Genomic DNA, 19835 nt, shown 5'->3' with positions numbered 1-19835 from the left:
CAGCGCCAGCCCAGGGCGCCGCCCAGCAGCACCAGGGGCAGCAGGCCCACCACGAACAGCACCACCCCCACGTGTAGCGCGAGCAGGGCGTCGGCGAGCCGGAGGGCGGTGTCGGGGGCCATCCTGGGCATTGTGCGATGCACCGGCGGCCGCTTGCGCCGCCCGTTCGGTGAGAACCCGCTGGCGGAGATGTATCCGTCTGTCACACTCGCGGCGTTGCGGTTTCGGAGCACGCATGGGCTGGCTTTCACTCTTTGGCGACCTGCGGTTCATGACCGGGGCGATGGTCGCCTTGCTGGGGGTGATCTTCATCGCCTACGCCAACCGGGCGTCCTGGCCCTACGTGCGCTGGCTGGCGGGCTCGGCCGTGCTGTTCGGGCTCGCGCAGCTCGGTTTTCGGGTGGCCCAGCTGCATTTCGGCGTGCGGGCCGAGGGCATCGGCGGCCCGGCCGCCGCGGTGGTGGTGTTCGCGCTGACCGCCCTGCTGGTGGGGCTGCACACCTACCTGACGCCTGGCGCCCGCCGCCAGGGGTGGCGTTTTGCCTGGCTGAGTGCGCTGGGCCTGGTCTGGGTGGTGGGGCTGGTGAGGGCGCTGGGCGACAACCCCTTCCGCGGCCCGCTGGCTTCATCGGGGGTGCTCGTGGCGGCCTCGCTGTGGCTGCTGTGGCGCTGGTGGCACGACCGCTGGAGCGGGCAGTTCGCCCTGGCGGCGGCGCTGCTGGTGCAGCCGCTGCTGCTGTTGCTGGCCATCCGCGTGGGCCTGGACGTGCGGACGTTTCGGGAGATCACGCCGCTGCCCATCGTGCTGGTGTACTTCTTCGTGCTGACGCTGATCCTGCAGCGCGACGCGCGCCGGCTGGCGAGCGAACTGCGCCGCAGCGAACAGGCCGAGGCCGCGCTGCAGCGCCTGGCCGATGGTCTGGACCGCACGGTGCACGAGCGCACGGCCCAGCTAGAGGCGATCAACCAGGGCCTGCGCGCCTTCTCGGGCATGGTTTCGCACGACCTTCGCGGCCCGCTGCGCAACATCCACGGCCTGAGCGAGATGGCGCGCGAGGCCATCGAAGAAGGCCAGCCGGCCCAGGCCCTGCCCCTGGTGCGCAAGCTGGGCCACGAGTCCCTGCGCGCCAGCCGCATGGTGAGCGACCTGCTGGACCTGGCGTGCGTGGAGCAGCAGGCGCTGCACAAGGCGCAGGTCGACTTCGGCGAGCTGGTGCGCGAATGCGTGGAGCAGCTGGCCATGGAATACCCGAGCGCGCGCCAGGCGGTGCGCGTGGGGCCGCTGCCCGTGGTGGCGGTGGACCGCGGGCTGATGGCGCACGTGGTGACCAACCTGGTGGGCAACGCGCTCAAGTACGGGCAGGGCCGGCCCGGGCTGGCGGTGGACGTGGGCGCGCAGCGCGAGGACCAGGCCTGGCGTTTCGCCGTCAGCGACAACGGCCCGGGTTTCGACGAGGCGCGCGCCGGCGAGCTGTTCAAGCCCTTCAGCCGCCTGGCCGGCGAGGCGGTGCCCGGCACCGGCCTGGGCCTGACGGTGGTGCGCCGCGTGGTGCAGCAGCACGGTGGCGAGGTGGGCGCCTGCGGCCGGGTGGGCGAGGGCGCGCGCTTCTGGTGGACGCTGCCCGCCGCCTGAGCGGCGGCGTGGCCCCGGCAAAAAAAAGCCACCGGGGCTTGCGACACCGGCGGCTGCCGCGCATGGCCCGTCGAGCGGGCGGCGCGAATGCTCAGGAAACCGTCAGCCGGGACTCACTTGCCGGTGGTGGTGTTGATGTACTCCGTGACCACCTTCCAGCGGTTGTTGTCCAGCATCGAGATGCGGGTGGCGTTGCTGCCCAGGCGCTTGGTGGGGCCGAAGGTCTGCTCGGCGCTGCCGAAGATGTCGGGCGGAATGGTCATGGTGTCCATGGCCTTGATGAAGCTGTCGGTGCTGAGGTTGGGGCCGGCCTTGGTGGCGGCGCGGATGAAGGCGTCGATGGCCAGGTAGCCGTAGACCGAGAACACCGTGGGCTCTTCGTTGAACTTGGTCTGGTACTTGTTGGCCCAGAAGCGGATGGGCTGCGAGGCCGCGTCCAGGTAGGGGTGCTGCACCGTCATGGTGGCGTACAGGCCGTTCATGGCCGGGCCGCCGAGCTTGTGGATGAGGTCGGTGTAAGCCGCGCTGGAGCCGATGAAGGTGGGGTTGAAGCCCAGGCGCTTGGCCGTGGCGATGGCGCCGATGGTCTCGCGGATGATGGTGCCCAGCACGACCATGTCGCACTGCTCCGAGGCCAGCTTCTGCATTTGCGAGGCGAAGTCGGTGGCGCCGCGCTTGTAGGTGGTCTCCACCGCGAGCGTCATGCCGTTGGCCTTGAGGCCGTCTTCCGCGCCGCGCTTGACCTCCAGGCCGAACTCGTCGTCCTGGTACATGGTGCAGACCTTCTTGGCGTTCTTCTCCTTGGCCAGCTTGGGCACCGCGACGCGCATCTGGTCGTAGTAGGTGGCGGCGAAGCTGTACTTGAGCTTGTGGAAGGGCTCGTACATCTCGCGCGCGGCCGTCACGGGGAAGAAGTTGATGACGTTCTTCTGGAACTGCACCGGCATGGCGGCCATGTTCTGCGCGGTGCCGATGTGGCCCACCATGGCGAAGATCTTGTCCTGGTTGACCAGCTTCTGCGCCGCGAGCACGGCGTTGCGCGGGTCGTACTTGGAGTCCTCGACGATGAGCTTGATCTTGCGGCCGTTGACGCCGCCCTGCTCGTTGGCCTCGTCCACGCGCAGCATCATGCCCAGGCGCACCTGCTTGCCGAAGCCGGCGATGGGACCGGAGAGGTCCTGGATGGAGCCGAGCACGATCTCGTTCTTGCTCACACCCTGTGATTGCGCCATGGCGGCGCCGGTGCTCAGCGCGATGGCCGCGCCGATCAGACTCAGTGTCGTTTTCATCGCTGTCGTCTCCGGTGGGTTGTCGTTTCTGCGGGGATGATGGGGTCTTTGACCGGGCTGGTGATGCGGAAAAACCCTTCCCGCCGCACCGGCCCGAGGCGAGCGCTCAGTTGTTCACATAGTCCGAGACGACCTTCCAGCGGCCGTCCTGGATCTGCGACAGGCGCATCGCCATGCTGCCGTAGCGGCGCTGCGGGCTGAAGCTGAGCGGCGGCGAGCCGAAGATGTCGGTCGGCACGCTCAGGCTGTCCATGGTCTTGACGAAGCTGTCGGTGTTGAGGTTGGCGCCGGCCTTGCCCGCGGCGCGGGCGAAGATGTCGATGGCGTTGTAGCCGTAGACCGAGAAGACATTGGGGTCTTCGTTGAACTTGGTCTTGTACTTGTTGGCCCAGAAGCGGATGGGCTGGGAGGCCTCGTCCAGGTAGGGGTGCTGGGTCGTCATGGTGGCGTACAGGCCGTTCATGGCCGGGCCGCCGAGCTTGTGGATGAGGTCGGTGTAAGCCGCCTGCGAGCCGAAGAAGGTGGGGTTGTAGTCCAGCTTGCGCGCCGTGGCGATGGTGCCGATGGTCTCGCGGATGATGGTGCCGAGCACGATGAAGTCGCAGTTGGCGGACTTCATCTTCGCCACCTGCGAGGAGAAGTCGGTGGCGCCGCGCTTGAACGAGGTCTTCTCGACCATCTGCAGGTTGACCGCCTTGAGGCCTTCTTCGGCGCCGCGCAGCACCTCCAGGCCGAACTCGTCGTCCTGGTAGATGGCGCAGACCGCCTTGGGCTTCTTCTCCTGCACCATGCGGGGCAGGAAGGTGCGCATCTGCTCGTAGTACGGGCCGATGTTGGCGAACTTGAGCCGGTGGAAGGGCTCGTACATCTCGCGCGCGGCCGTCACGGGCAGGAAGTTGATGACGTTCTTCTGGAACTGCACCGGCATGGCGGCCATGTTCTGCGCGGTGCCGATGTGGGCCACCATGGCGAAGATCTTGTCCTGGTTGACCAGCTTCTGCGCCGCGAGCACGGCGTTGCGCGGGTCGTACTTGGAGTCCTCGACGAGCAGCCGGATCTTGCGGCCGTTGATGCCGCCCTGCTCGTTGATCTCGTCCACCCGCAGCACCATGCCCAGCCGCACGGACTTGCCGAAGCCGGCCAGCGGGCCGGAGAGGTCCTGGATGGAGCCGAGGACGATCTCGTCCTTGCTCACGCCCTGCGACTGGGCCAGGGCGGCGCTGGCCGACAGCGCCAGCGCGAAAGCGGTCAGGGTGTTGCGGGTCTTCACGGCGCGGGTCTCCTCGGGTGGTGCCGCGCGGGGCGGCGTCAGTGGTACATGGCCTCGATCTGCTCGGCGTACTTCTTCTGCACGAGCTTGCGCTTGAGCTTCATGGTCGGCGTGAGCTCTTCGTCCTCGGCGGTGAGCTGGGTGTCGAGCAGCCAGAACTTCTTGATCTGCTCGACGCGCGCGAACTTGCGGTTGGTGGCGTCGATGAGCCCCTGGATGAGCTGCTGCACCTCGGCCGTTCGCGTGAGGCTGGCGTAGTTGGAGAAGGGCACGTCGTTGTCCTGCGCGAACTTCTCGACGTTCTCCTGGTCGATCATGATGATCACCGTGAGGTAGGGGCGCTGATCGCCGATGACGACCGCGTCGGTGACGTAGGGCGAGAACTTCAGCTCGTTCTCGATCTCGCTGGGCGTGATGTTCTTGCCGCCGGCCGTGATGATGATGTCCTTCATGCGGTCGGTGATGCGGAAGAAGCCTTCCTCGTCCACCACGCCCACGTCGCCGGTGTGCAGCCAGCCCTCGGCGTCGATGGTCTCGGCGGTTTTCTCGGGCAGGTTGAGGTAGCCCATGAAGACGTTGGGCCCGCGCACCAGGATCTCGCCGGTGGCGGCGTCGAGCCGGACCTCGTTGTACTGCGCCGCCGGGCCGATGCTGCCGGGCTTGATGCGCTGCGCCGGCACGCCGGTGGAGGCGCCGCAGGTCTCCGTCATGCCCCAGACCTCGAGCATGGGCACGCCCAGCGCGAGGTACCAGCGCACCAGGTCGGGTGAGATGGGCGCCGCGCCCGTGACGAGGAAGCGCGAGCGGTGGATGCCGATGAGCTTGCGCACGTTGTCGAGCACCAGCAGGCGCGCGAGCCGAAAGCGCAGCTTGAGGCCACCCGGCACGGCCTCGCCCTTGAGCACGTGATCGGCCACGCGCTGGCCGACGCCGATGGCCCAGGCGTAGGCGGCCTGCTGCAGCCGGCTCGCTTCCTTCAGGGCGATCATCACGCCCGAGTAGAACTTCTCCCACACGCGCGGCACGGCGGTGAAGACCGTGGGCGCGATCTCGCGCACGTTCTCGGGCACGGTCTCGGGGTTCTCGACGAAGTTCAGCCGCGCGCCGGTGTAGAGCGAGAAGTACTCGCCGCCCATGCGCTCGGCGATGTGGCACAGCGGCAGGAAGCACATGCACTCGTCGCTGTCGTAGCGCGGCAGGATGGCGTTGTAGCCGCGCACGGTGTAGACGAGGCCTTTGTGCGAGTGCATGGCACCCTTGGGCTTGCCCGTGGTGCCCGAGGTGTAGACCAGGATGGCGAGGTCGTCCGGGCCCACGCCGGCCACGCGCTGTTCCAGCATCTGCGGGTGCTGCGCCAGGTGGTTGCGGCCCAGGGCGCGCAGGGCGTCCAGACTGATCACCTGGTCGTCGTGGAAGTCGCGCAGGCCTTCCATGTCGACCACCACGATCTTGCGCAGCAGTGGCAGCTGGGCGCGCACGGCCAGGGCCTTGTCGAGCTGCTCCTCGTCCTCCACGAACAGCACGGTGGTGCGCGAGTCCTCGCAGAGGTAGTGCACCTGCTCGGGCGCGTCCGTGGGGTAGATGCCGTTGGCCACGCCGCCCGCGCTCAGCACGGCCAGGTCGGCCAGCACCCACTCGATGGTGGTGTTGGACAGGATGGACGCGGTTTCCTTGGGCGCGAAGCCCAGGGCCATGAGGCCGTGGGCGATCTCGCGCACGGCCTGGCCGGTCTGCGTCCAGGTCCAGCTGCGCCACAGGCCCAGGTCCTTCTGGCGCATCCACACGTTCGGGCCGCGCGCGCGCACGGCGTTCCAGAACATCGCGGGAATGGTGTCGCCGTCCAGCACGCTGGCCGTCTGGGGCTGGATGTGGGAGAGGTCCCAGAGGTAGCTCATGTCGTGTCCCCTTCGTCGCCGCTCAGCGCCAGTTCTTCTTCTTCTTCCAGCGGCGGTCGGCGCGCACGCCGGCTTCTTTCATGCCGAGGTAGAACTCCTTGATGTCGTCCTTCTCGCGCAGGTGGGCGCAGGTGTCTTCCATCACGATCCGTCCGTTCTCCAGCACGTAGCCGTAGTCGGAGGCGTTGAGCGCCATGTTGGCGTTCTGCTCCACCAGCAGGATGGTGGTGCCGCGCTCGCGGTTGATGCGCACCACGATCTCGAAGATCTCCTTGGTGAGCTTGGGCGACAGGCCCAGGCTGGGCTCGTCGAGCAGCACCAGATCGGGGTTGGCCATGAGCGCCCGGCTGATGGCCAGCATCTGCTGCTGGCCGCCCGAGAGCAGGCCGGCGTCCTGCGCGGCGCGCTCCTTCAGGATGGGGAAGTAGCCGAAGACCATTTCCATGTCGCGCGCCACGCCGTCGCGGTCCTTGCGGGTGTAAGCGCCCATCAGCAGGTTGTCGCGCACGCTCAGCAGCGGGAACACCTCGCGCCCCTCGGGCACGTGCAGCAGGCCTTGCTGAACGATCAGCGCCGGGTCCTGCGCGGTGATGTCCTGGCCCTTGAATTCCACCGTGCCCTTGCGCGGGTCGATGATGCCGCTGATGGTCTTGAGGATGGTGGTCTTGCCCGCGCCGTTGCTGCCCAGCACGGTGGCGATCTCGCCGCGGCGCACCTGCAGGCTCACGCCGCGGATGGCCTTGATGGGCCCGTAGGCGCTCTCCACGTTGGACAGCTTGAGAACCGGCGCGTCGCTGGTGGGCACGCTCATGACGTCACCTTGTGGTTCTCGCGGCGCAGGCTGGACACGTCGTCCACGCTGCCCAGGTAGGCCTCGATCACGCCCGGGTGGCTCTGCACCTCGGCCGGCGTGCCGGTGGCGAGTTCCGTGCCCATGCTCATGGCCAGCACGCGGTCGGACACCTTGGACACCAGGCTCATGTCGTGCTCGACCATCAGCACCGTGATGCCGAGCTCGTTCTTGATGTCGGTGATCCAGAAGGCCATGTCCTCGGTCTCTTCCACGTTCAGGCCGGAGGAGGGCTCGTCCAGCAGCAGCAGGCGCGGCTCGGTGCACAGGGCGCGCGCCAGCTCCACCACCTTGCGCACGCCGTAGGGCAGGCCGGCCACCAGGCTCTCGCGGTGGTGCTGCAGGTCCAGCAGGTCGATCACCTGCTCGGCCTTCTCGCGCGCCTCGACCTCGGCCGCGCGGGTCTTGCCGGTGAAGAAGATCTCGCTCCACAGGCCGGTGCGGCGGTGCGTGTGGCGCCCGATCAGCAGGTTCTGCAGCACGGTGGCGTGCTCGAACAGCTCGATGTTCTGGAAGGTGCGCGCGATGCCCAGGCGGGCGATGCTGTGCGGCGCCTGGTCCGTCAGGCGCACCGGGCCGGCGGGACCGTCGTAGTCGATGCCGCCGGTGGTGGGCGTGTAGATGCGGCTGATGAGGTTGAACACCGTGGTCTTGCCCGCGCCGTTGGGGCCGATCAGGGTGAAGACCTCGCCCTTCTTCACGTCGAAGCTGACGTTGTTGACCGCCAGCACGCCGCCGAAGCGCACGCTGAGGTTCTTGGCGGAGAGAAGCACATTGCTCATACGGTTCTTCTTGCCGACAACGCAACGCGCGCAGGCGCGGAATCGGGAGGTGCCGCGGAACCGGCTTTGCCGGGCCGCGGGCGCCGCCCCCTTGAGGGGGGAAGCGCCGAAGGCGCTGCGGGGGTGGTCCTCATTTCAGGCGGTCCGACTTTTGGAACGACTTCTGCCGCTTGAACATGCCCTGGCGGTAGAACGGGAAGAGCTGGAAGTAGGCGCGCACCTTGAGCCAGCGCCCGTACAGCCCCATGGGCTCGAACAGCACGAAGGCGATCAGCACCGCGCCGTAGACCGCACCCTGCAGGCCGGCGGACTGGCCGATGGCCTCGGGCAGGGTGTCCTTGCCCAGCGCGATGAGCTGCGGCATGACGATGAGGAAGATGGCGCCGAGGAAAGCGCCGTGGATGGAGCCCAGCCCGCCGATCACCACCATGAGCAGCAGGTCGATCGACTGGATGATGGAGAACTGCTCGGGCGATAGGAACTGGATCTTGTGCGCGTAGAGCGCGCCGCCCAGGCCCGCCAGCGCGGCCGACAGCGCGAAGGACAGGGTCTTGTAGCGCGCCAGGTGGATGCCCATGCTCTGGGCCGATATCTCCGAGTCGCGGATGGCGACGAAGGCGCGGCCGGTGGAGGAACGCATCAGGTTCACGATCGCCAGGGTGCTGAGCACGCACACCACCAGGCAGAGGAAGTAGAACTCGTTGGTGGAGTCCAGCGCCCAGTCGAAGAGCTGGGGCGGGTTGACCATCAGGCCCTTGTTGCCACCGGTGACCGACTCCCAGCGCGCGATGCCTTCTTCCACGATGAAGCCGAAGGCCAGCGTGGCCATGCCCAGGTAGATGCCCTTGACGCGCAGCGCCGGCAGGCCCACCACCACGCCCACCGCCGCCGCCAGCAGGCCCGCGCAGGCCAGGGCGATGGGGAAAGGCACGCCCGCGTTGACCAGGGCGGCCTGCGTGTACGCGCCCACGCCCAGGAAGGCCGCGTGGCCGAGCGAGAACAGGCCGGTGAAGCCGGCCAGCAGCATCAGCCCCAGGCCCACGATGCCGTAGATCAGCACGAAGGTGAGCTGCGCCAGCCAGTACTCGTCGATCACCCAGGGCGCGGCCAGCAGGAACAGGCACAGCAGGCCGTACCAGAACACGTGGCCGCCGTGCTTGGCGAGCCGGATGTCCTGGTCGTAGTTCGTCTTGAAGAGGAATCGCATCGTTCGGCCTCAGACTTTCTTGCGCAGCTTCTCGCCGAACAGCCCGTTGGGCTTGAGCACCAGCATGATCAGCACCACGAGGTAGGGCGCGATGTCCTTGAAACCCTCGGGCAGGTAGAAGCCCGCGATGGCCTCGACGATGCCGATGATGAGTCCGCCCACGATGGCGCCGGGCAGGCTGCCGAAGCCGCCCACCACCGCCGCCGGGAAGGCCTTGAGGCCGATGAAGCCCATGTTGGCGTGCACGAAGGTGATGGGCGCCAGCAGCAGGCCCGCGATGGCCGCCACGCCCGCCGCCAGGCCCCACACCAGGCCGTTGAGGCGCTTGACCGGAATGCCCATGTAGTAGGCCGCCAGCTGGTTCTGCGACGAGGCCTGCATGGCGACGCCCAGCTTGCTGTAGCGGAACATGGCGAACAGCAGCGCGCACAGCACGGCGGTGGCGCCGATCACCACGATCTGCTCGGCCGAGATGACCAGCGTGCCCAGCTTGAGCACCTGGCCCGCGTAGGGCACCGGCAGGGTGTGTGTCTCGGTGCCGATGTTGGGGATCATGGTGATGAGCCCGCGCAGCAGGTAGCCCACCCCGATGGTGAGCATGACGATGGAGAAGGCGGGTTGCCCCAGGATGGGGCGGATCACCAGGCGCTCGAGCACGATGCCGAACAGGCCCATGCCCACGACGGCGGCGACGACGGACAGCCAGAACGGGAAACCCAGCAGCGTCATGGTGAGCAGGCCGCCGAAGGCGCCCACCATCATGAGGTCGCCCTGCGCGAAGCTCACGGTCTCGGTCGCCTTGTAAATGAGCACGAAGCCCAGCGCGATGAGGCCGTAGATGCATCCCTGGGCCGCCCCGCTGATCAGCAGTTGCAGCAGTTGCACGGAACCGTCTCCTGTCTTGTATTGCCCCGGGGCTGGTGCGCAGCTTGCTGCAAGCTTGGGAGCGGGCCGCACCGCAGGGGTCGAAGATTTATAGCTGTCCTCCCCGGGACTGCCGCTAGGGGTTCTCCCCCATCGGCAGTCGCGCAGGCGCCATGAAGATGACAACCACCCCGCCGCGCTTCGCGCGACCCCTCAAGGGGCGGCACCTGAGGCGCGGCAAAGCCGGTTCCTCGGCGCCTCTGGATGGCACCCGGTTCACGAACATCTTTTATGAAATCAGTCCGCATCGGCGCCGGCCTGGGCTTCTACGGCGACGCCTGGGAGCCCATCGCCGCGAGCATCGAACGCGGTGGCGTGCAGTTCATCGCCAGCGACCATCTGGCCGAACTCACGCTCGCCATCCTGCAGAAGGACCGCCAGCGCGACCCCGGCCTGGGCTACGCGCGCGACGTGGTGCCGCTGCTGCTGCGCCTGTGGCCGCTGATGCAGCGCCAGGGCGTGCGCTTCGTCTGCAACGCCGGCGGCCTGAACCCGCAGGGCGCGGCGCAGGCGGTGCTGGCCGCCTTCGCCGCCAAGGGCCTGAAGGCGCGCGTGGCGGTGGTCAGCGGCGACGACGTGCTGCCGCGCCTGGCCGACCCGGCCGGCGGCGCCTTCGAGCACCTGTTCACCGGCGCGCCGGTGGCGTCGGTGCGGGAGCGGCTGGTGTTCGCCAACGCCTACCTGGGCGCCGCGCCCATCGTGCGCGCGCTGGACGGGGGCGCGCAGATCGTCATCACCGGCCGGGTGGCGGACGCGGCGCTGTTCCTGGGCCCGATCGCGCACGCGCACGGCTGGCGCCTGGACGGCGCGCGCGAGGGCGAGGGCGAGACGCTCGACCGCCTGGCGCAGGGCCTCACCGTGGGCCACCTGCTGGAGTGCTCGGGGCAGGGCAGCGGCGGCAACTTCGGCGCGCAGGGCCATTGGCAGTCCATTCCCGATCTGGCGCACATCGGCTACCCCATCGCCGAGGTCTGGGCCGATGGCCGCGCGCTCATCACCAAGGCGCCGGGCACCGGCGGGCGGGTGAACTTCGACACCGTGCGCCAGCAGCTGCTGTACGAGGTGCACGACCCGCACGCCTACCACAGCCCCGACGTGGTGCTGGACATGAGCGGTATCCACCTGGAAGACCTCGGGCAGGACCGCGTGCGGCTGACCGGCGCGCGTGGCCGCGCGCCCAGCGAGCGGCTGAAGGTGGTGGCGGGTTTCCGCGACGGCTACAAGGCCGAGGTGACCTGGGGCTTCTCCTGGCCCGACGCCTGGGACAAGTCGCAGCAGGCGCAGGCGACCATCCGCGCCCAGCTGAAGGAGCGGCGCGTGCCGCACGACGAGCTGTACGTGGAGTACCCCGGCCTGAACTCCGCCCATGGGCCGCTGGCGCCGCTGCCGGCGGTGGACGCGCTCAACCAGCTCAACGAAATCTGGACGCGGCTGGTGCTGCGCACGCCCGAGAAGGCCGCGGCCGAGGGCTTCGGGCGCCTGTTCCCCTGGATGGGTCTCAGCGGCCCGGCCTACACCTGCGGCTTCACCGGGCTGCACAACGTGAGCGAGCTGCTGGGCATTTGGCCCACGCTGGTGGACCGGGGCGAGGTGGAGGCGGGTGTCCAGGTGGCGTTCATGGGAGAAGCCGCATGAGCCGGGTCCGCATTCCGCTGGCGCGCATCGCCCACGCGCGCAGCGGCGACAAAGCCGATTGGGTGGACTTTGGCCTGTTCGCCTGGAACCCGGCGGGCTACGCCCTGCTGGCGCGGGAGGTCACGGCCGAACGCGTGCGCGCGCACTTCGCGCCTTGGCTGCCGGGCGCGGTGGAGGCCTGGGCGCTGCCGAACATCCTGGCGCTCAAGTTCGTGCTGAAGGGGGCGCTGCAGGGCGGCGGCGCCCGCAACCTGCGCCTGGACAACCTGGGCAAGGCCATGGCGGCGGCGCTGCTGCGGCTGGAGATCGAGGTGGAGGCGGCCGAACTGGAAGCCGCCTTGCAGCAGCCGCGCGTGGGCTGGTGGGGCGAGGCATGACCCCCACGCTCCACCGCTGCGCGGGTCGCTGCCCCCCGAGGGGGCTGATCCGGCTTGGGGCGGCCCGGCGCCGGATCGCATGACCGTCCGCCTCGAATCCCTCGACGACGGCATCCGCGTCGTCACCCTGGACCGCCCCGAGGTGCGCAACGCGGTGGACAGCGCCACCGCGCGCGAACTGCACGCGGCCTTCCTGGCCTTCGAGGACGACGCCGCGGCACGGGTCGCGGTCTTTCACGGCGCGCACGGCCACTTCTGCGCCGGCTGGGACCTGCAGTTCGGCGCGCGCGCCGCGCGGGCCGGCGAGGGCGGTGCCCTGGCCGATCTGGACTTCGACAGCGCCGACGCGCGCGCCCTCGGCCCCATGGGACCCTCGCGCCTGCGCCTGTCCAAGCCCGTGATCGCCGCCGTGAGCGGCGCGGCCGTGGCCGGTGGCATGGAGCTGGCGCTGTGGTGCGACCTGCGCGTGATGGAGGCCGACGCCTACTTCGGCGTCTACTGCCGCCGCTTCGGCGTGCCGCTGATCGATGGCGGCACCGTGCGCCTGCCGCGCCTGATCGGCATGGGTCACGCCATGGACCTGATCCTGACCGGCCGCAAGGTCGAGGCCGACGAGGCCTTGCGCATCGGCCTGGCCAACCGGGTGGTGCCGAGCGGCCAGGCGCGCGAGGCGGCCATCGCGCTGGCGCGCCAGCTCGCGGGCTTCCCGCAGGCCACGATGCTCGCGGACCGCGAGAGCGCCTACGCGCAGTGGGACCTGCCCCTGGGCGAGGCCCTGCAGCAGGAATGGCGGCGCGGCCAGGCGCGCATCCCCGACGCGCTGGAAGGCGCGCAGCGCTTCGCGGCGGGCGAAGGGCGCCACGGCCGGTTCTGACCCGCGGCCCGGGCGCGGCCGCCCGGTCGGGGACAATGCCGCCATGCACCTGGCTTCGTTTTCCTGGCGCCGCCGCCACTGGCTGCTCGCCCTGGGCGCCTGGCCCTGGTGGCTGGACCCCGCCGCGGCCGCCACCTGGGTCGAGGCCGGCAGCGGCCAGGCCTGGAACGAGCCGCTGGCCCGCCAGGCCCTGGCCCTGCTGGCCGGCGCGGGGGCGAACGGCCTCGATCCGGGCGATTACCAGGCCGAGGCGCTCCAGCGGCAGCTGGGCGAGGCGCTGGCCCGCCCGGACGGGGCGGCCGGCGCCCGGTTCGCCACCGAGTTGGGCGCCGCCATGCGCCGCTACCTGCACGACCTGGCCTTCGGCCGCGTCGATCCCCGCGCCGTGCACCAGCGCTTCAGCGTGGCGCCGAGGGCCTTCGACCCGGCGAAGGCGCTGGCCGACGCCCTGGCCCAGGGACGGCTCGACGCGGCGGTGCGGGCGGCGGTTCCCCCGCTGCCAATCTATGGCCAGCTGCAGAAGGTCCTGCGCGACATGGACGCGCTGGCCGGCCACCCCGCCTGGTCGCGGCGCCTGCCGCCCTTGCCGCGGCCGGCGGGTGCGCGCTCGCCCAAACTCGAACCGGGCGGCAGCTGGGCGGGCCTGCCCGCGATGGCCCAGCGCCTGGCGTTGCTGGGCGACCTGGCTGGCGGCGCGCCGCTGTCCGACCGCCTCGATGGCGCCGCGCTCGAGGCCCTGCGGGCCTTCCAGCGGCGCCATGGCCTGACGGACGATGGCGTGCTCGGCGCCGCCACGCTGGCGGCCTTGGAGGTGCCGCCAGCGGCGCGCGCGCGCCAGACGGCGCTGACCCTGGAGCGCCTGCGCTGGACACCCCTGCTGCAAGGGCCGCGCATGATCGTGGTCAACATCCCCGAGTACGTGCTGCGCGCCTACGAAGTGGTGGACGGCCGCATCGAGGTGCGCCTGAGCATGCGCGTGATCGTGGGCAAGGCCGTGGGCCACGAGACCCCGCTGTTCGACGAACGCCTGCGCAGCATCGAGTTCAGCCCTTACTGGAACGTGCCGCCATCGATCGCGCGCCAGGAGACGGTGCCGCGCCTGCGCCGCGACCCGGGCCATTGGGTGCGCCAGGGCTTCGAGTTCGTCGGCGGCGACGGCAGCGTGGACACCGTGCTGAGCCCGGCCAAGCTCGACGCGGTGCTGGCCGGCCGGCTGCGCATCCGCCAGCGCCCGGGGCCGGCCAATGCGCTGGGCGACATCAAGTTTGTCTTCCCCAACCGCGACAACATCTACCTTCACCACACGCCCTCGGTCGGCCTGTTCGCGCGCGAACGGCGCGACTTCAGCCACGGCTGCATCCGCGTGGAGGACCCGGTGGCGCTGGCGCGCTTCGTGATGGCGGGCATGCCCGGCTGGGACGAAGCGCGCATCCGCGAGCAGATGGCCGCCGGCACGTCCACCCACGTCGCCCTGCGCGACCCGCTGCCGGTGCTCATCGCCTACGGCACGGTGCTCGTCAAGCAGGGCCGCCCCCACTTCTTCGCCGACGTGTATGGTCACGACGCGCGGCTGCAGGCCGCCCTCGACGCCCGCCCCCGGCCCCAACCGCAGCCATCCCGATGAACGACCGTCCCTTCTTCCCTGCCTCTCGCCGCCGTTTCCTGCGCCAAGGCCTGGGCGCCGCGGTGGCCGCGCCGCTGCTCGCCCTGCCCCGGCACGTGTGGGCCGCGCCCCAGCGCGCGCTGGCCTTCGACCACCTGCACACGCACGAGCGCATCGACCTGGTCTACGCCACGGGTGCCGACTACCTGCCCGAGGCCCTGGGCCGGCTCGACCATTTCCTGCGCGACCACTACTCGGGCGATGTCGGCCACATCGACCCCGGCCTGCACGACGTGCTGCACGCCCTGCGCCGGGTGCTGGGCACCGAGCGGCCGTACCAGGTGGTATCGGGCTACCGCTCGCCGCTCACCAACGCACACCTCAAGGCCACGCGGGGCGGCGGTGTGGCCACCCGCAGCCTGCACATGGACGGGCGCGCCATCGACGTGCGCCTGCCCGGCGTGCCGCTGGCCGACCTGCGCGATGCCGCGCTGTCGCTGCAGGCCGGCGGCGTGGGCTTCTACCCACGCGAGCAGTTCGTGCACATCGACACCGGGCGCGTGCGCCGCTGGGGCGGCTGAGCGCCCCCGCCCGCGCTCAGGCCGGCGCCGTCCAGGCCGACTTGGCGTCGGCGGGAATCGGCCGGGGCCGGCCCTCCAGGTCGATGGCGACATAAGTCAGGCTGGCCTCGGTCACCTTCAGGTACTGGCCCTGCGAGGAAATGCGCTCGGCGAACACCTCCACCATCACGGTGATGGAGGTGCGCCCGATGCGCGTGACCTGCGAATAGAAGCTGAGGATGTCGCCCACGCGCACCGGCTGCTTGAAGATGAACTGGTTCACCGCCACCGTGGCCATGCGCCCACGCACGAAGCGCGCCGGCAGCACAGCGCCGGCCAGGTCGACCTGGGCCATGACCCAGCCGCCGAAGATGTCGCCGTTGGCGTTGCAGTCCGCCGGCATGGGGATCACCTTGAGCACCAGTTCGCGGTGGTCCGAGGGCAAAGAGGGCAAAGGCGCGTGGGCGGCGCTTGAATCGGTGGGCATGGGCACAATCTCCGGCTGACTCCCACGATTGTCTTGCATGCGTCCCGATACCCCCACCCAAGGCCGTGTGGCCTTGCCGTCCGCGCCCGGCGAGTCCGCCGCGGCGCCCGCCCGCCGCTCCGACTGGGCCACCCTGCGGCGCCTGCTGCCCTACCTGTGGCAATACAAATGGCGCGTGATCGCCGCGCTGGCCTTCATGGTGGCGGCCAAGCTCGCCAACGTGGGCGTGCCGGTGCTGCTCAAGCAGCTGGTGGACGCCATGAACATCCCGCCGGGCAGCGCCCAGGCCCTGCTGGTGGTGCCGCTGGGCCTGTTGCTGGCCTACGGCGGCCTGCGCCTGTGCACCAGCCTGTTCACCGAGCTGCGTGAACTCGTCTTCGCCAAGGCCACCGAGGGTGCCACGCGCCACATCGCGCTGCAGGTGTTCGGCCACCTGCACAGCCTGAGCCTGCGTTTCCACCTGGAGCGCCAGACCGGCGGCATGACGCGCGACATCGAGCGCGGCACGCGCGGCGTGCAATCGCTGATCTCGTACTCGCTCTACAGCATCGTGCCCACGCTGATCGAGGTGGCGCTGGTGCTCACGCTGCTGGGCACGCAGTTCGACATGGGCTACGTGTGGATCACGCTGGCGGCCCTGGTGCTGTACGTCGGCTTCACCGTGGTGGTGACCGAGTGGCGCACCCAGTTTCGCCGCCGCATGAACGAACTGGAATCGGCCGGCCAGACGCGCGCCATCGATTCGCTGCTGAACTACGAAACGGTCAAGTACTTCAACAACGAACACTACGAGGCCACGCGCTACGACGAGGCCCTGCAGAAGCTGCGCCGCGCGCGCCTGGTGAGCCAGCGCACGCTGTCGCTGCTGAACGCGGGACAGCAGCTGGTCATTGCGGTGGCGCTGGTGTTCATGCTGTGGCGCGCCACGAACGGCGTGGTGGCCGGCAAGCTCACGCTGGGCGACCTCGTGATGATCAACGCCTTCATGATCCAGCTCTACATCCCGCTGGGTTTCCTGGGCGTGCTCTACCGCGAGATCAAGCAGAGCCTGACCGACCTGGAGAAGATGTTCTCGCTGCTCGAGAAGGAGCGCGAGGTGGCCGACGCGCCCGGCGCGAAGCCGCTCGTGCTCGACGGGCCGCCCACCGTGCGCTTCGAGAACGTGCATTTCTCCTACGAGCCCGCGCGCGAGATCCTGCACGGCCTGAGCTTTGACATCCCGGCCGGCAAGACGGTGGCGGTGGTGGGCCCCTCGGGTTCGGGCAAAAGCACGCTGGCGCGCCTGCTCTACCGCTTCTACGACACCAGCAACCGGGCCAATGGGGAAGGCCGCATCACGATCAACGGCCAGGACATCGCCGAGGTCACGCAGTCCAGCGTGCGCGAGGCCATCGGCATCGTTCCGCAGGACACGGTGCTCTTCAACGACACCATCGAATACAACATCCTCTACGGCCGGCCCGAGGCCGGGCACGAGGCGGCGGTGGCGGCGGCCGAGGCGGCGCACATCCGTGGCTTCATCGAGCGCTTGCCCCAGGGCTGGCGCACCATGGTGGGCGAGCGCGGGCTCAAGCTGTCGGGCGGCGAGAAGCAGCGCGTGGCGATCGCCCGCACCCTGCTGAAGAACCCGCCGATCATGATCTTCGACGAGGCGACCAGCGCGCTGGACTCGGCCAACGAGCGGGCGATCCAGGCGGAACTGCGCCAGGCCGCGCGCCACAAAACCGCGCTCGTCATCGCGCACCGCCTGTCCACGGTGGTCGACGCCCACGAAATCCTGGTGCTGGAGAACGGCCGGATCGTCGAACGCGGGCGCCACGCCGACCTGGTGGCGCGGGGCGGCGCCTACGCCCGGATGTGGGCGCTGCAGCAAGCCGGCAACGACTGAGCCCCGGATCGAGAAAACCCCAGCGGGTGTCGGCCCGCCACACCACCATAATCGCGCGCCATGGAAACCAAGTGGCTGGAAGACTTCGTCAGTCTTGCCGAGACCCGCAGCTTCAGCCGTTCGGCCCAGCTGCGGCACGTCACCCAGCCGGCGTTTTCCCGCCGCATCCAGTCGCTGGAGGCCTGGGCCGGCACCGACCTCGTCGATCGCTCCTCCTACCCCACGCGGCTCACGCCGGCCGGCCAGACCCTGTACGAGCAGGCGCTGGACCTGCTGCAGACCCTCAACACCACGCGCGCCATGCTGCGCGCGCACACGGCGGCGGCGCAGGACGTCATCGAGTTCGCCGTGCCGCACACCCTGGCCTTCACCTTTTTCCCGCAATGGCTGTCCGGCCTGCGCGAGACGGTCGGCCCGGTGAAAAGCCGGCTGATCGCGCTCAACGTGCACGACGCCGTCATGCGCCTGGTGGAGGGCAGCTGCGACCTGTTGATCGCGTACCACCACGCGGCGCACCCCATCCAGCTGGACACCTCGCGCTATGAGATGTTGCCCCTGGGCACCGAGGTGCTGGCGCCCTACAGCCGACCCAACGCCCAGGGCGGGCCGCTGTACGCGCTGCCCTCGCCCGGTGGCCAGGCGCAGCCCTTCCTGGGCTACGCGCCCGGGGCTTACCTGGGCCGCGCTGTCGAGCACCTGCTCAAGGACACCTCACTGGCCAGCCAGCTCGAGCGCGTCTATGAAACCGACATGGCCGAGGGCCTGAAGGCCATGGCCGTCGAGGGGCATGGCATCGCCTTCCTGCCCGCCAGCGCGGTGCGCAACGAGGTGGCGGGCCGGCGCCTGGTGCCGGCGGCCGACGGCCTCACGCTGACGCTGGATATCCGCCTGTACCGCACGCGCCCCATGGACACCAGCAAGGGCAAGCGGGCCGCCATCGGTTTTTGGAACCGGCTGAGCGACCTGCTCGGTTGAGGCTTCCCCCGGGTGCCGCCGATCGGGGCGGCGCTTCCGTTGGCACGTTCCTCAGAAGAAATACCGCATTCGCGGTAGCGGCCGACCCGCCGGCGCGACGTATCGTCCCGCCCTTCGTGGACGCAGGACACACCGTGAGGACGCCCGCCATGCCCCAGCCCCCCTTGTTGCTTGCCCTGCGCGCGGCGCTGGCCGCGCTGGTCCTCCTGGCGTGGGCCGGGCCCGCGCCGGCCAGCGATTCGGGTCCCGTGATCGAGCAGATCCGCGCACAGGGGCGCCTCGTGATCGGCCACCGCGAATCCTCGGTGCCGTTTTCCTACCTGGGCCCCGACAAGCGGCCCATCGGCTACGCGGTGGACGTCTGTCGCCGCCTGGCCGCCGCCGTGCAGGCCCGGCTGGCGCTGCCGGCCTTGCCGATCGAGTACCTGCAGCTCACCCCGGCCAACCGCATCGAGATGATCGAGACCGGCAAGGCCCAGCTGGAATGCGGTTCCACCACCAACAACGCGCAACGGCGCGAGAAGGTGGCCTTCACCATTCCCCACTTCATCACCGGCGCGCGCATGCTGGTCAAGGCGAACAGCGGCATCGACCGCATCGACCAGCCCGAGGTCAAGCGCGTGGCCGTGACCCGCAACACCACGCCGCTGGCCGCGGTGCGGCGCATCCAGGCCGAGCGGGGCCTGCGCTTCGAGATCGTCGAGACCGAGGACCACGAGAAAGCCGTGCAGATGGTGGAGCGCGGCGAGGCGCAGGCCTTCGTGATGGACGACGTGCTGCTCTATGGACTGGCGTCCACCCGGCCCGACCCCAAGGCGCTCAAGGTGGTGGGCCGCTTCATCACCACCGAGCCGCTGGCCATCATGCTGCCCAAGGGCGATCCGGCGTTCAAGAAAATCATCGACGATGAAATGCGCCGCCTGATCTATAGCCACGAAATCCACGCCATCTACCAGCGCTGGTTCGAGCAGCCGATCCCGCCGAACAACCTGCCGATGAACCTGCCCATCAGCTACCTGCTGCGCGACTTCTGGAAGTACCCCACCGACCAGGTGCCCTGAGGCCGGCCGAAGCCATCCGTGGTGGCTGCGACAATCGCGGCACCATGAGCGCCGCCACCCCCGACTCCCTGACCCTCACCCGCCCCGACGACTGGCACCTGCACGTGCGCGATGGCATCGCCCTGCAGGCCGTGGTGCCCCACACCGCCGCCCAGTTCGGCCGCGCGATCATCATGCCCAACCTCAAGCCGCCGGTGACCACGGCGGCGCAGGCGCAGGCCTACCGCGAGCGCATCCTGGCGGCCGTGCCCGCCGGCGTGGCCTTCGAGCCGCTGATGACGCTCTACCTCACCGACAACCTGCCGCCCGAGGAAATCGCGCGCGCCCGGGCGGCCGGTGTCGTGGCCCTCAAGCTGTACCCCGCCGGCGCCACCACCAACAGCGACGCGGGCGTGACCGACATCCGCAAGACCCACAAGACCCTGGAGGCCATGCAGCGCGAAGGCCTCAAGCTGCTGGTGCATGGCGAGGTCACGTCCGCCGACATCGACCTGTTCGACCGCGAGGCGGTGTTCATCGACCAGG

At 69.7% G+C, this 19835-nt stretch carries 18 protein-coding genes; 10 read left to right on the top strand and 8 right to left on the bottom strand.

Annotated features, from left to right (window positions below):
• Positions 1 to 235 precede the first annotated feature (235 nt).
• Positions 236 to 1633 (top strand): sensor histidine kinase, encoded by a 1398-nt coding sequence (locus BGO22_RS11590; RefSeq protein ID WP_070397201.1) that lies wholly within the window; start codon positions 236 to 238, stop codon positions 1631 to 1633.
• A 113-nt stretch (positions 1634 to 1746) separates the two neighbouring features.
• Here the strand turns inward: BGO22_RS11590 and BGO22_RS11585 are convergent, their stop codons facing one another.
• The 7 genes from BGO22_RS11585 to BGO22_RS11555 all read right to left on the bottom strand — a co-directional run bounded on the left by BGO22_RS11585 (position 1747) and on the right by BGO22_RS11555 (position 9811).
• A complete protein-coding gene (locus tag BGO22_RS11585; RefSeq protein WP_070397202.1) occupies positions 1747 to 2922 on the bottom strand; it encodes an ABC transporter substrate-binding protein in 1176 nt (391 codons plus the stop codon).
• A gap of 106 nt (positions 2923 to 3028) precedes the next feature.
• Positions 3029 to 4192 (bottom strand): ABC transporter substrate-binding protein, encoded by a 1164-nt coding sequence (locus tag BGO22_RS11580; RefSeq protein WP_070397203.1) that lies wholly within the window; start codon positions 4190 to 4192, stop codon positions 3029 to 3031.
• A gap of 38 nt (positions 4193 to 4230) precedes the next feature.
• Positions 4231 to 6087, bottom strand: coding sequence for an AMP-dependent synthetase/ligase (locus BGO22_RS11575; protein ID WP_070397204.1), 1857 nt, complete (start codon positions 6085 to 6087; stop codon positions 4231 to 4233).
• 22 nt (positions 6088 to 6109) lie between these two features.
• Positions 6110 to 6898, bottom strand: coding sequence for an ABC transporter ATP-binding protein (locus BGO22_RS11570; RefSeq protein ID WP_070397205.1), 789 nt, complete (start codon positions 6896 to 6898; stop codon positions 6110 to 6112).
• The gene (locus BGO22_RS11565; RefSeq protein WP_070397206.1) at positions 6895 to 7719 is read right to left on the bottom strand and encodes an ABC transporter ATP-binding protein; all 825 of its coding nucleotides are present in this window, start codon (positions 7717 to 7719) and stop codon (positions 6895 to 6897) included. Before BGO22_RS11565 ends, BGO22_RS11570 begins: the two co-directional genes overlap by 4 nt.
• 130 nt (positions 7720 to 7849) lie before the next feature.
• The gene (locus tag BGO22_RS11560) at positions 7850 to 8926 is read right to left on the bottom strand and encodes a branched-chain amino acid ABC transporter permease (RefSeq protein ID WP_070397207.1); all 1077 of its coding nucleotides are present in this window, start codon (positions 8924 to 8926) and stop codon (positions 7850 to 7852) included.
• A gap of 9 nt (positions 8927 to 8935) precedes the next feature.
• Positions 8936 to 9811 (bottom strand): branched-chain amino acid ABC transporter permease, encoded by an 876-nt coding sequence (locus BGO22_RS11555; protein ID WP_070397208.1) that lies wholly within the window; start codon positions 9809 to 9811, stop codon positions 8936 to 8938.
• Positions 9812 to 10081: 270 nt separating this feature from the next.
• On the opposite strand from BGO22_RS11555, the gene BGO22_RS11550 reads away from it, so the two are divergent.
• The 5 genes from BGO22_RS11550 to mepK all read left to right on the top strand — a co-directional run bounded on the left by BGO22_RS11550 (position 10082) and on the right by mepK (position 14920).
• Positions 10082 to 11485 (top strand): acyclic terpene utilization AtuA family protein, encoded by a 1404-nt coding sequence (locus BGO22_RS11550; RefSeq protein ID WP_070397209.1) that lies wholly within the window; start codon positions 10082 to 10084, stop codon positions 11483 to 11485.
• On the top strand, positions 11482 to 11862 hold the full coding sequence (locus tag BGO22_RS11545; protein ID WP_070397210.1) for an AtuA-related protein: 381 nt from the start codon (positions 11482 to 11484) through the stop codon (positions 11860 to 11862). The genes BGO22_RS11550 and BGO22_RS11545 overlap by 4 nt, the downstream gene beginning before the upstream one ends.
• A 79-nt stretch (positions 11863 to 11941) precedes the next feature.
• Complete coding sequence (locus BGO22_RS11540) at positions 11942 to 12736, top strand: crotonase/enoyl-CoA hydratase family protein (RefSeq protein WP_070397211.1); 795 nt, start codon at positions 11942 to 11944, stop codon at positions 12734 to 12736.
• Positions 12737 to 12779: 43 nt separating this feature from the next.
• On the top strand, positions 12780 to 14360 hold the full coding sequence (locus tag BGO22_RS11535; RefSeq protein ID WP_070397212.1) for a L,D-transpeptidase family protein: 1581 nt from the start codon (positions 12780 to 12782) through the stop codon (positions 14358 to 14360).
• Complete coding sequence (gene mepK, locus BGO22_RS11530; RefSeq protein ID WP_070397213.1) at positions 14357 to 14920, top strand: peptidoglycan L,D-endopeptidase MepK; 564 nt, start codon at positions 14357 to 14359, stop codon at positions 14918 to 14920. Before BGO22_RS11535 ends, mepK begins: the two co-directional genes overlap by 4 nt.
• A 16-nt stretch (positions 14921 to 14936) precedes the next feature.
• Here the strand turns inward: mepK and BGO22_RS11525 are convergent, their stop codons facing one another.
• Entirely contained in the window at positions 14937 to 15386 is a 450-nt protein-coding gene (locus BGO22_RS11525; RefSeq protein WP_070397214.1) for an acyl-CoA thioesterase, read from the bottom strand.
• 37 nt (positions 15387 to 15423) lie between these two features.
• Here BGO22_RS11525 and BGO22_RS11520 point away from each other — a divergent pair, with 37 nt between their 5' ends.
• The 4 genes from BGO22_RS11520 to BGO22_RS11505 all read left to right on the top strand — a co-directional run.
• Positions 15424 to 17274: an ABCB family ABC transporter ATP-binding protein/permease gene (locus tag BGO22_RS11520; RefSeq protein WP_070397215.1), complete on the top strand. Its 1851-nt coding sequence runs from the start codon at positions 15424 to 15426 to the stop codon at positions 17272 to 17274.
• Between the two features lie 60 nt (positions 17275 to 17334).
• Entirely contained in the window at positions 17335 to 18249 is a 915-nt protein-coding gene (locus BGO22_RS11515; RefSeq protein ID WP_070397216.1) for a LysR substrate-binding domain-containing protein, read from the top strand.
• Between the two features lie 149 nt (positions 18250 to 18398).
• Entirely contained in the window at positions 18399 to 19310 is a 912-nt protein-coding gene (locus BGO22_RS11510; RefSeq protein ID WP_070397217.1) for an amino acid ABC transporter substrate-binding protein, read from the top strand.
• A 44-nt stretch (positions 19311 to 19354) separates the two neighbouring features.
• Positions 19355 to 19835 (top strand): amidohydrolase family protein (locus BGO22_RS11505; protein ID WP_286850941.1); only part of this gene is annotated, 481 nt, incomplete at its 3' end.

Source organism: Hydrogenophaga sp. 70-12, from assembly GCF_001897365.1.
Lineage (GTDB): Bacteria > Pseudomonadota > Gammaproteobacteria > Burkholderiales > Burkholderiaceae_C > Hydrogenophaga > Hydrogenophaga borbori.
The sequence above is the reverse complement of the archived record's forward strand: the minus strand, read 5'-3'. Positions and strand labels throughout refer to the sequence as shown.

Excerpts from the sequence above, each read along its gene's own strand:
- BGO22_RS11565 (WP_070397206.1), bottom strand. The coding sequence starts at position 7,719 with ATGAGCAATGTGCTTCTCTCCGCCAAGAACCTCAGCGTGCGCTTCGGC.
- BGO22_RS11560 (WP_070397207.1), bottom strand. The coding sequence starts at position 8,926 with ATGCGATTCCTCTTCAAGACGAACTACGACCAGGACATCCGGCTCGCC.
- BGO22_RS11545 (WP_070397210.1), top strand. The coding sequence starts at position 11,482 with ATGAGCCGGGTCCGCATTCCGCTGGCGCGCATCGCCCACGCGCGCAGC.
- BGO22_RS11590 (WP_070397201.1), top strand. The coding sequence starts at position 236 with ATGGGCTGGCTTTCACTCTTTGGCGACCTGCGGTTCATGACCGGGGCG.
- BGO22_RS11510 (WP_070397217.1), top strand. The coding sequence starts at position 18,399 with ATGCCCCAGCCCCCCTTGTTGCTTGCCCTGCGCGCGGCGCTGGCCGCG.
- BGO22_RS11585 (WP_070397202.1), bottom strand. The coding sequence starts at position 2,922 with ATGAAAACGACACTGAGTCTGATCGGCGCGGCCATCGCGCTGAGCACC.
- BGO22_RS11540 (WP_070397211.1), top strand. The coding sequence starts at position 11,942 with ATGACCGTCCGCCTCGAATCCCTCGACGACGGCATCCGCGTCGTCACC.
- BGO22_RS11515 (WP_070397216.1), top strand. The coding sequence starts at position 17,335 with ATGGAAACCAAGTGGCTGGAAGACTTCGTCAGTCTTGCCGAGACCCGC.
- BGO22_RS11570 (WP_070397205.1), bottom strand. The coding sequence starts at position 6,898 with ATGAGCGTGCCCACCAGCGACGCGCCGGTTCTCAAGCTGTCCAACGTG.
- BGO22_RS11525 (WP_070397214.1), bottom strand. The coding sequence starts at position 15,386 with ATGCCCACCGATTCAAGCGCCGCCCACGCGCCTTTGCCCTCTTTGCCC.
- BGO22_RS11575 (WP_070397204.1), bottom strand. The coding sequence starts at position 6,087 with ATGAGCTACCTCTGGGACCTCTCCCACATCCAGCCCCAGACGGCCAGC.
- BGO22_RS11535 (WP_070397212.1), top strand. The coding sequence starts at position 12,780 with ATGCACCTGGCTTCGTTTTCCTGGCGCCGCCGCCACTGGCTGCTCGCC.
- BGO22_RS11520 (WP_070397215.1), top strand. The coding sequence starts at position 15,424 with ATGCGTCCCGATACCCCCACCCAAGGCCGTGTGGCCTTGCCGTCCGCG.
- BGO22_RS11550 (WP_070397209.1), top strand. The coding sequence starts at position 10,082 with ATGAAATCAGTCCGCATCGGCGCCGGCCTGGGCTTCTACGGCGACGCC.
- mepK (WP_070397213.1), top strand. The coding sequence starts at position 14,357 with ATGAACGACCGTCCCTTCTTCCCTGCCTCTCGCCGCCGTTTCCTGCGC.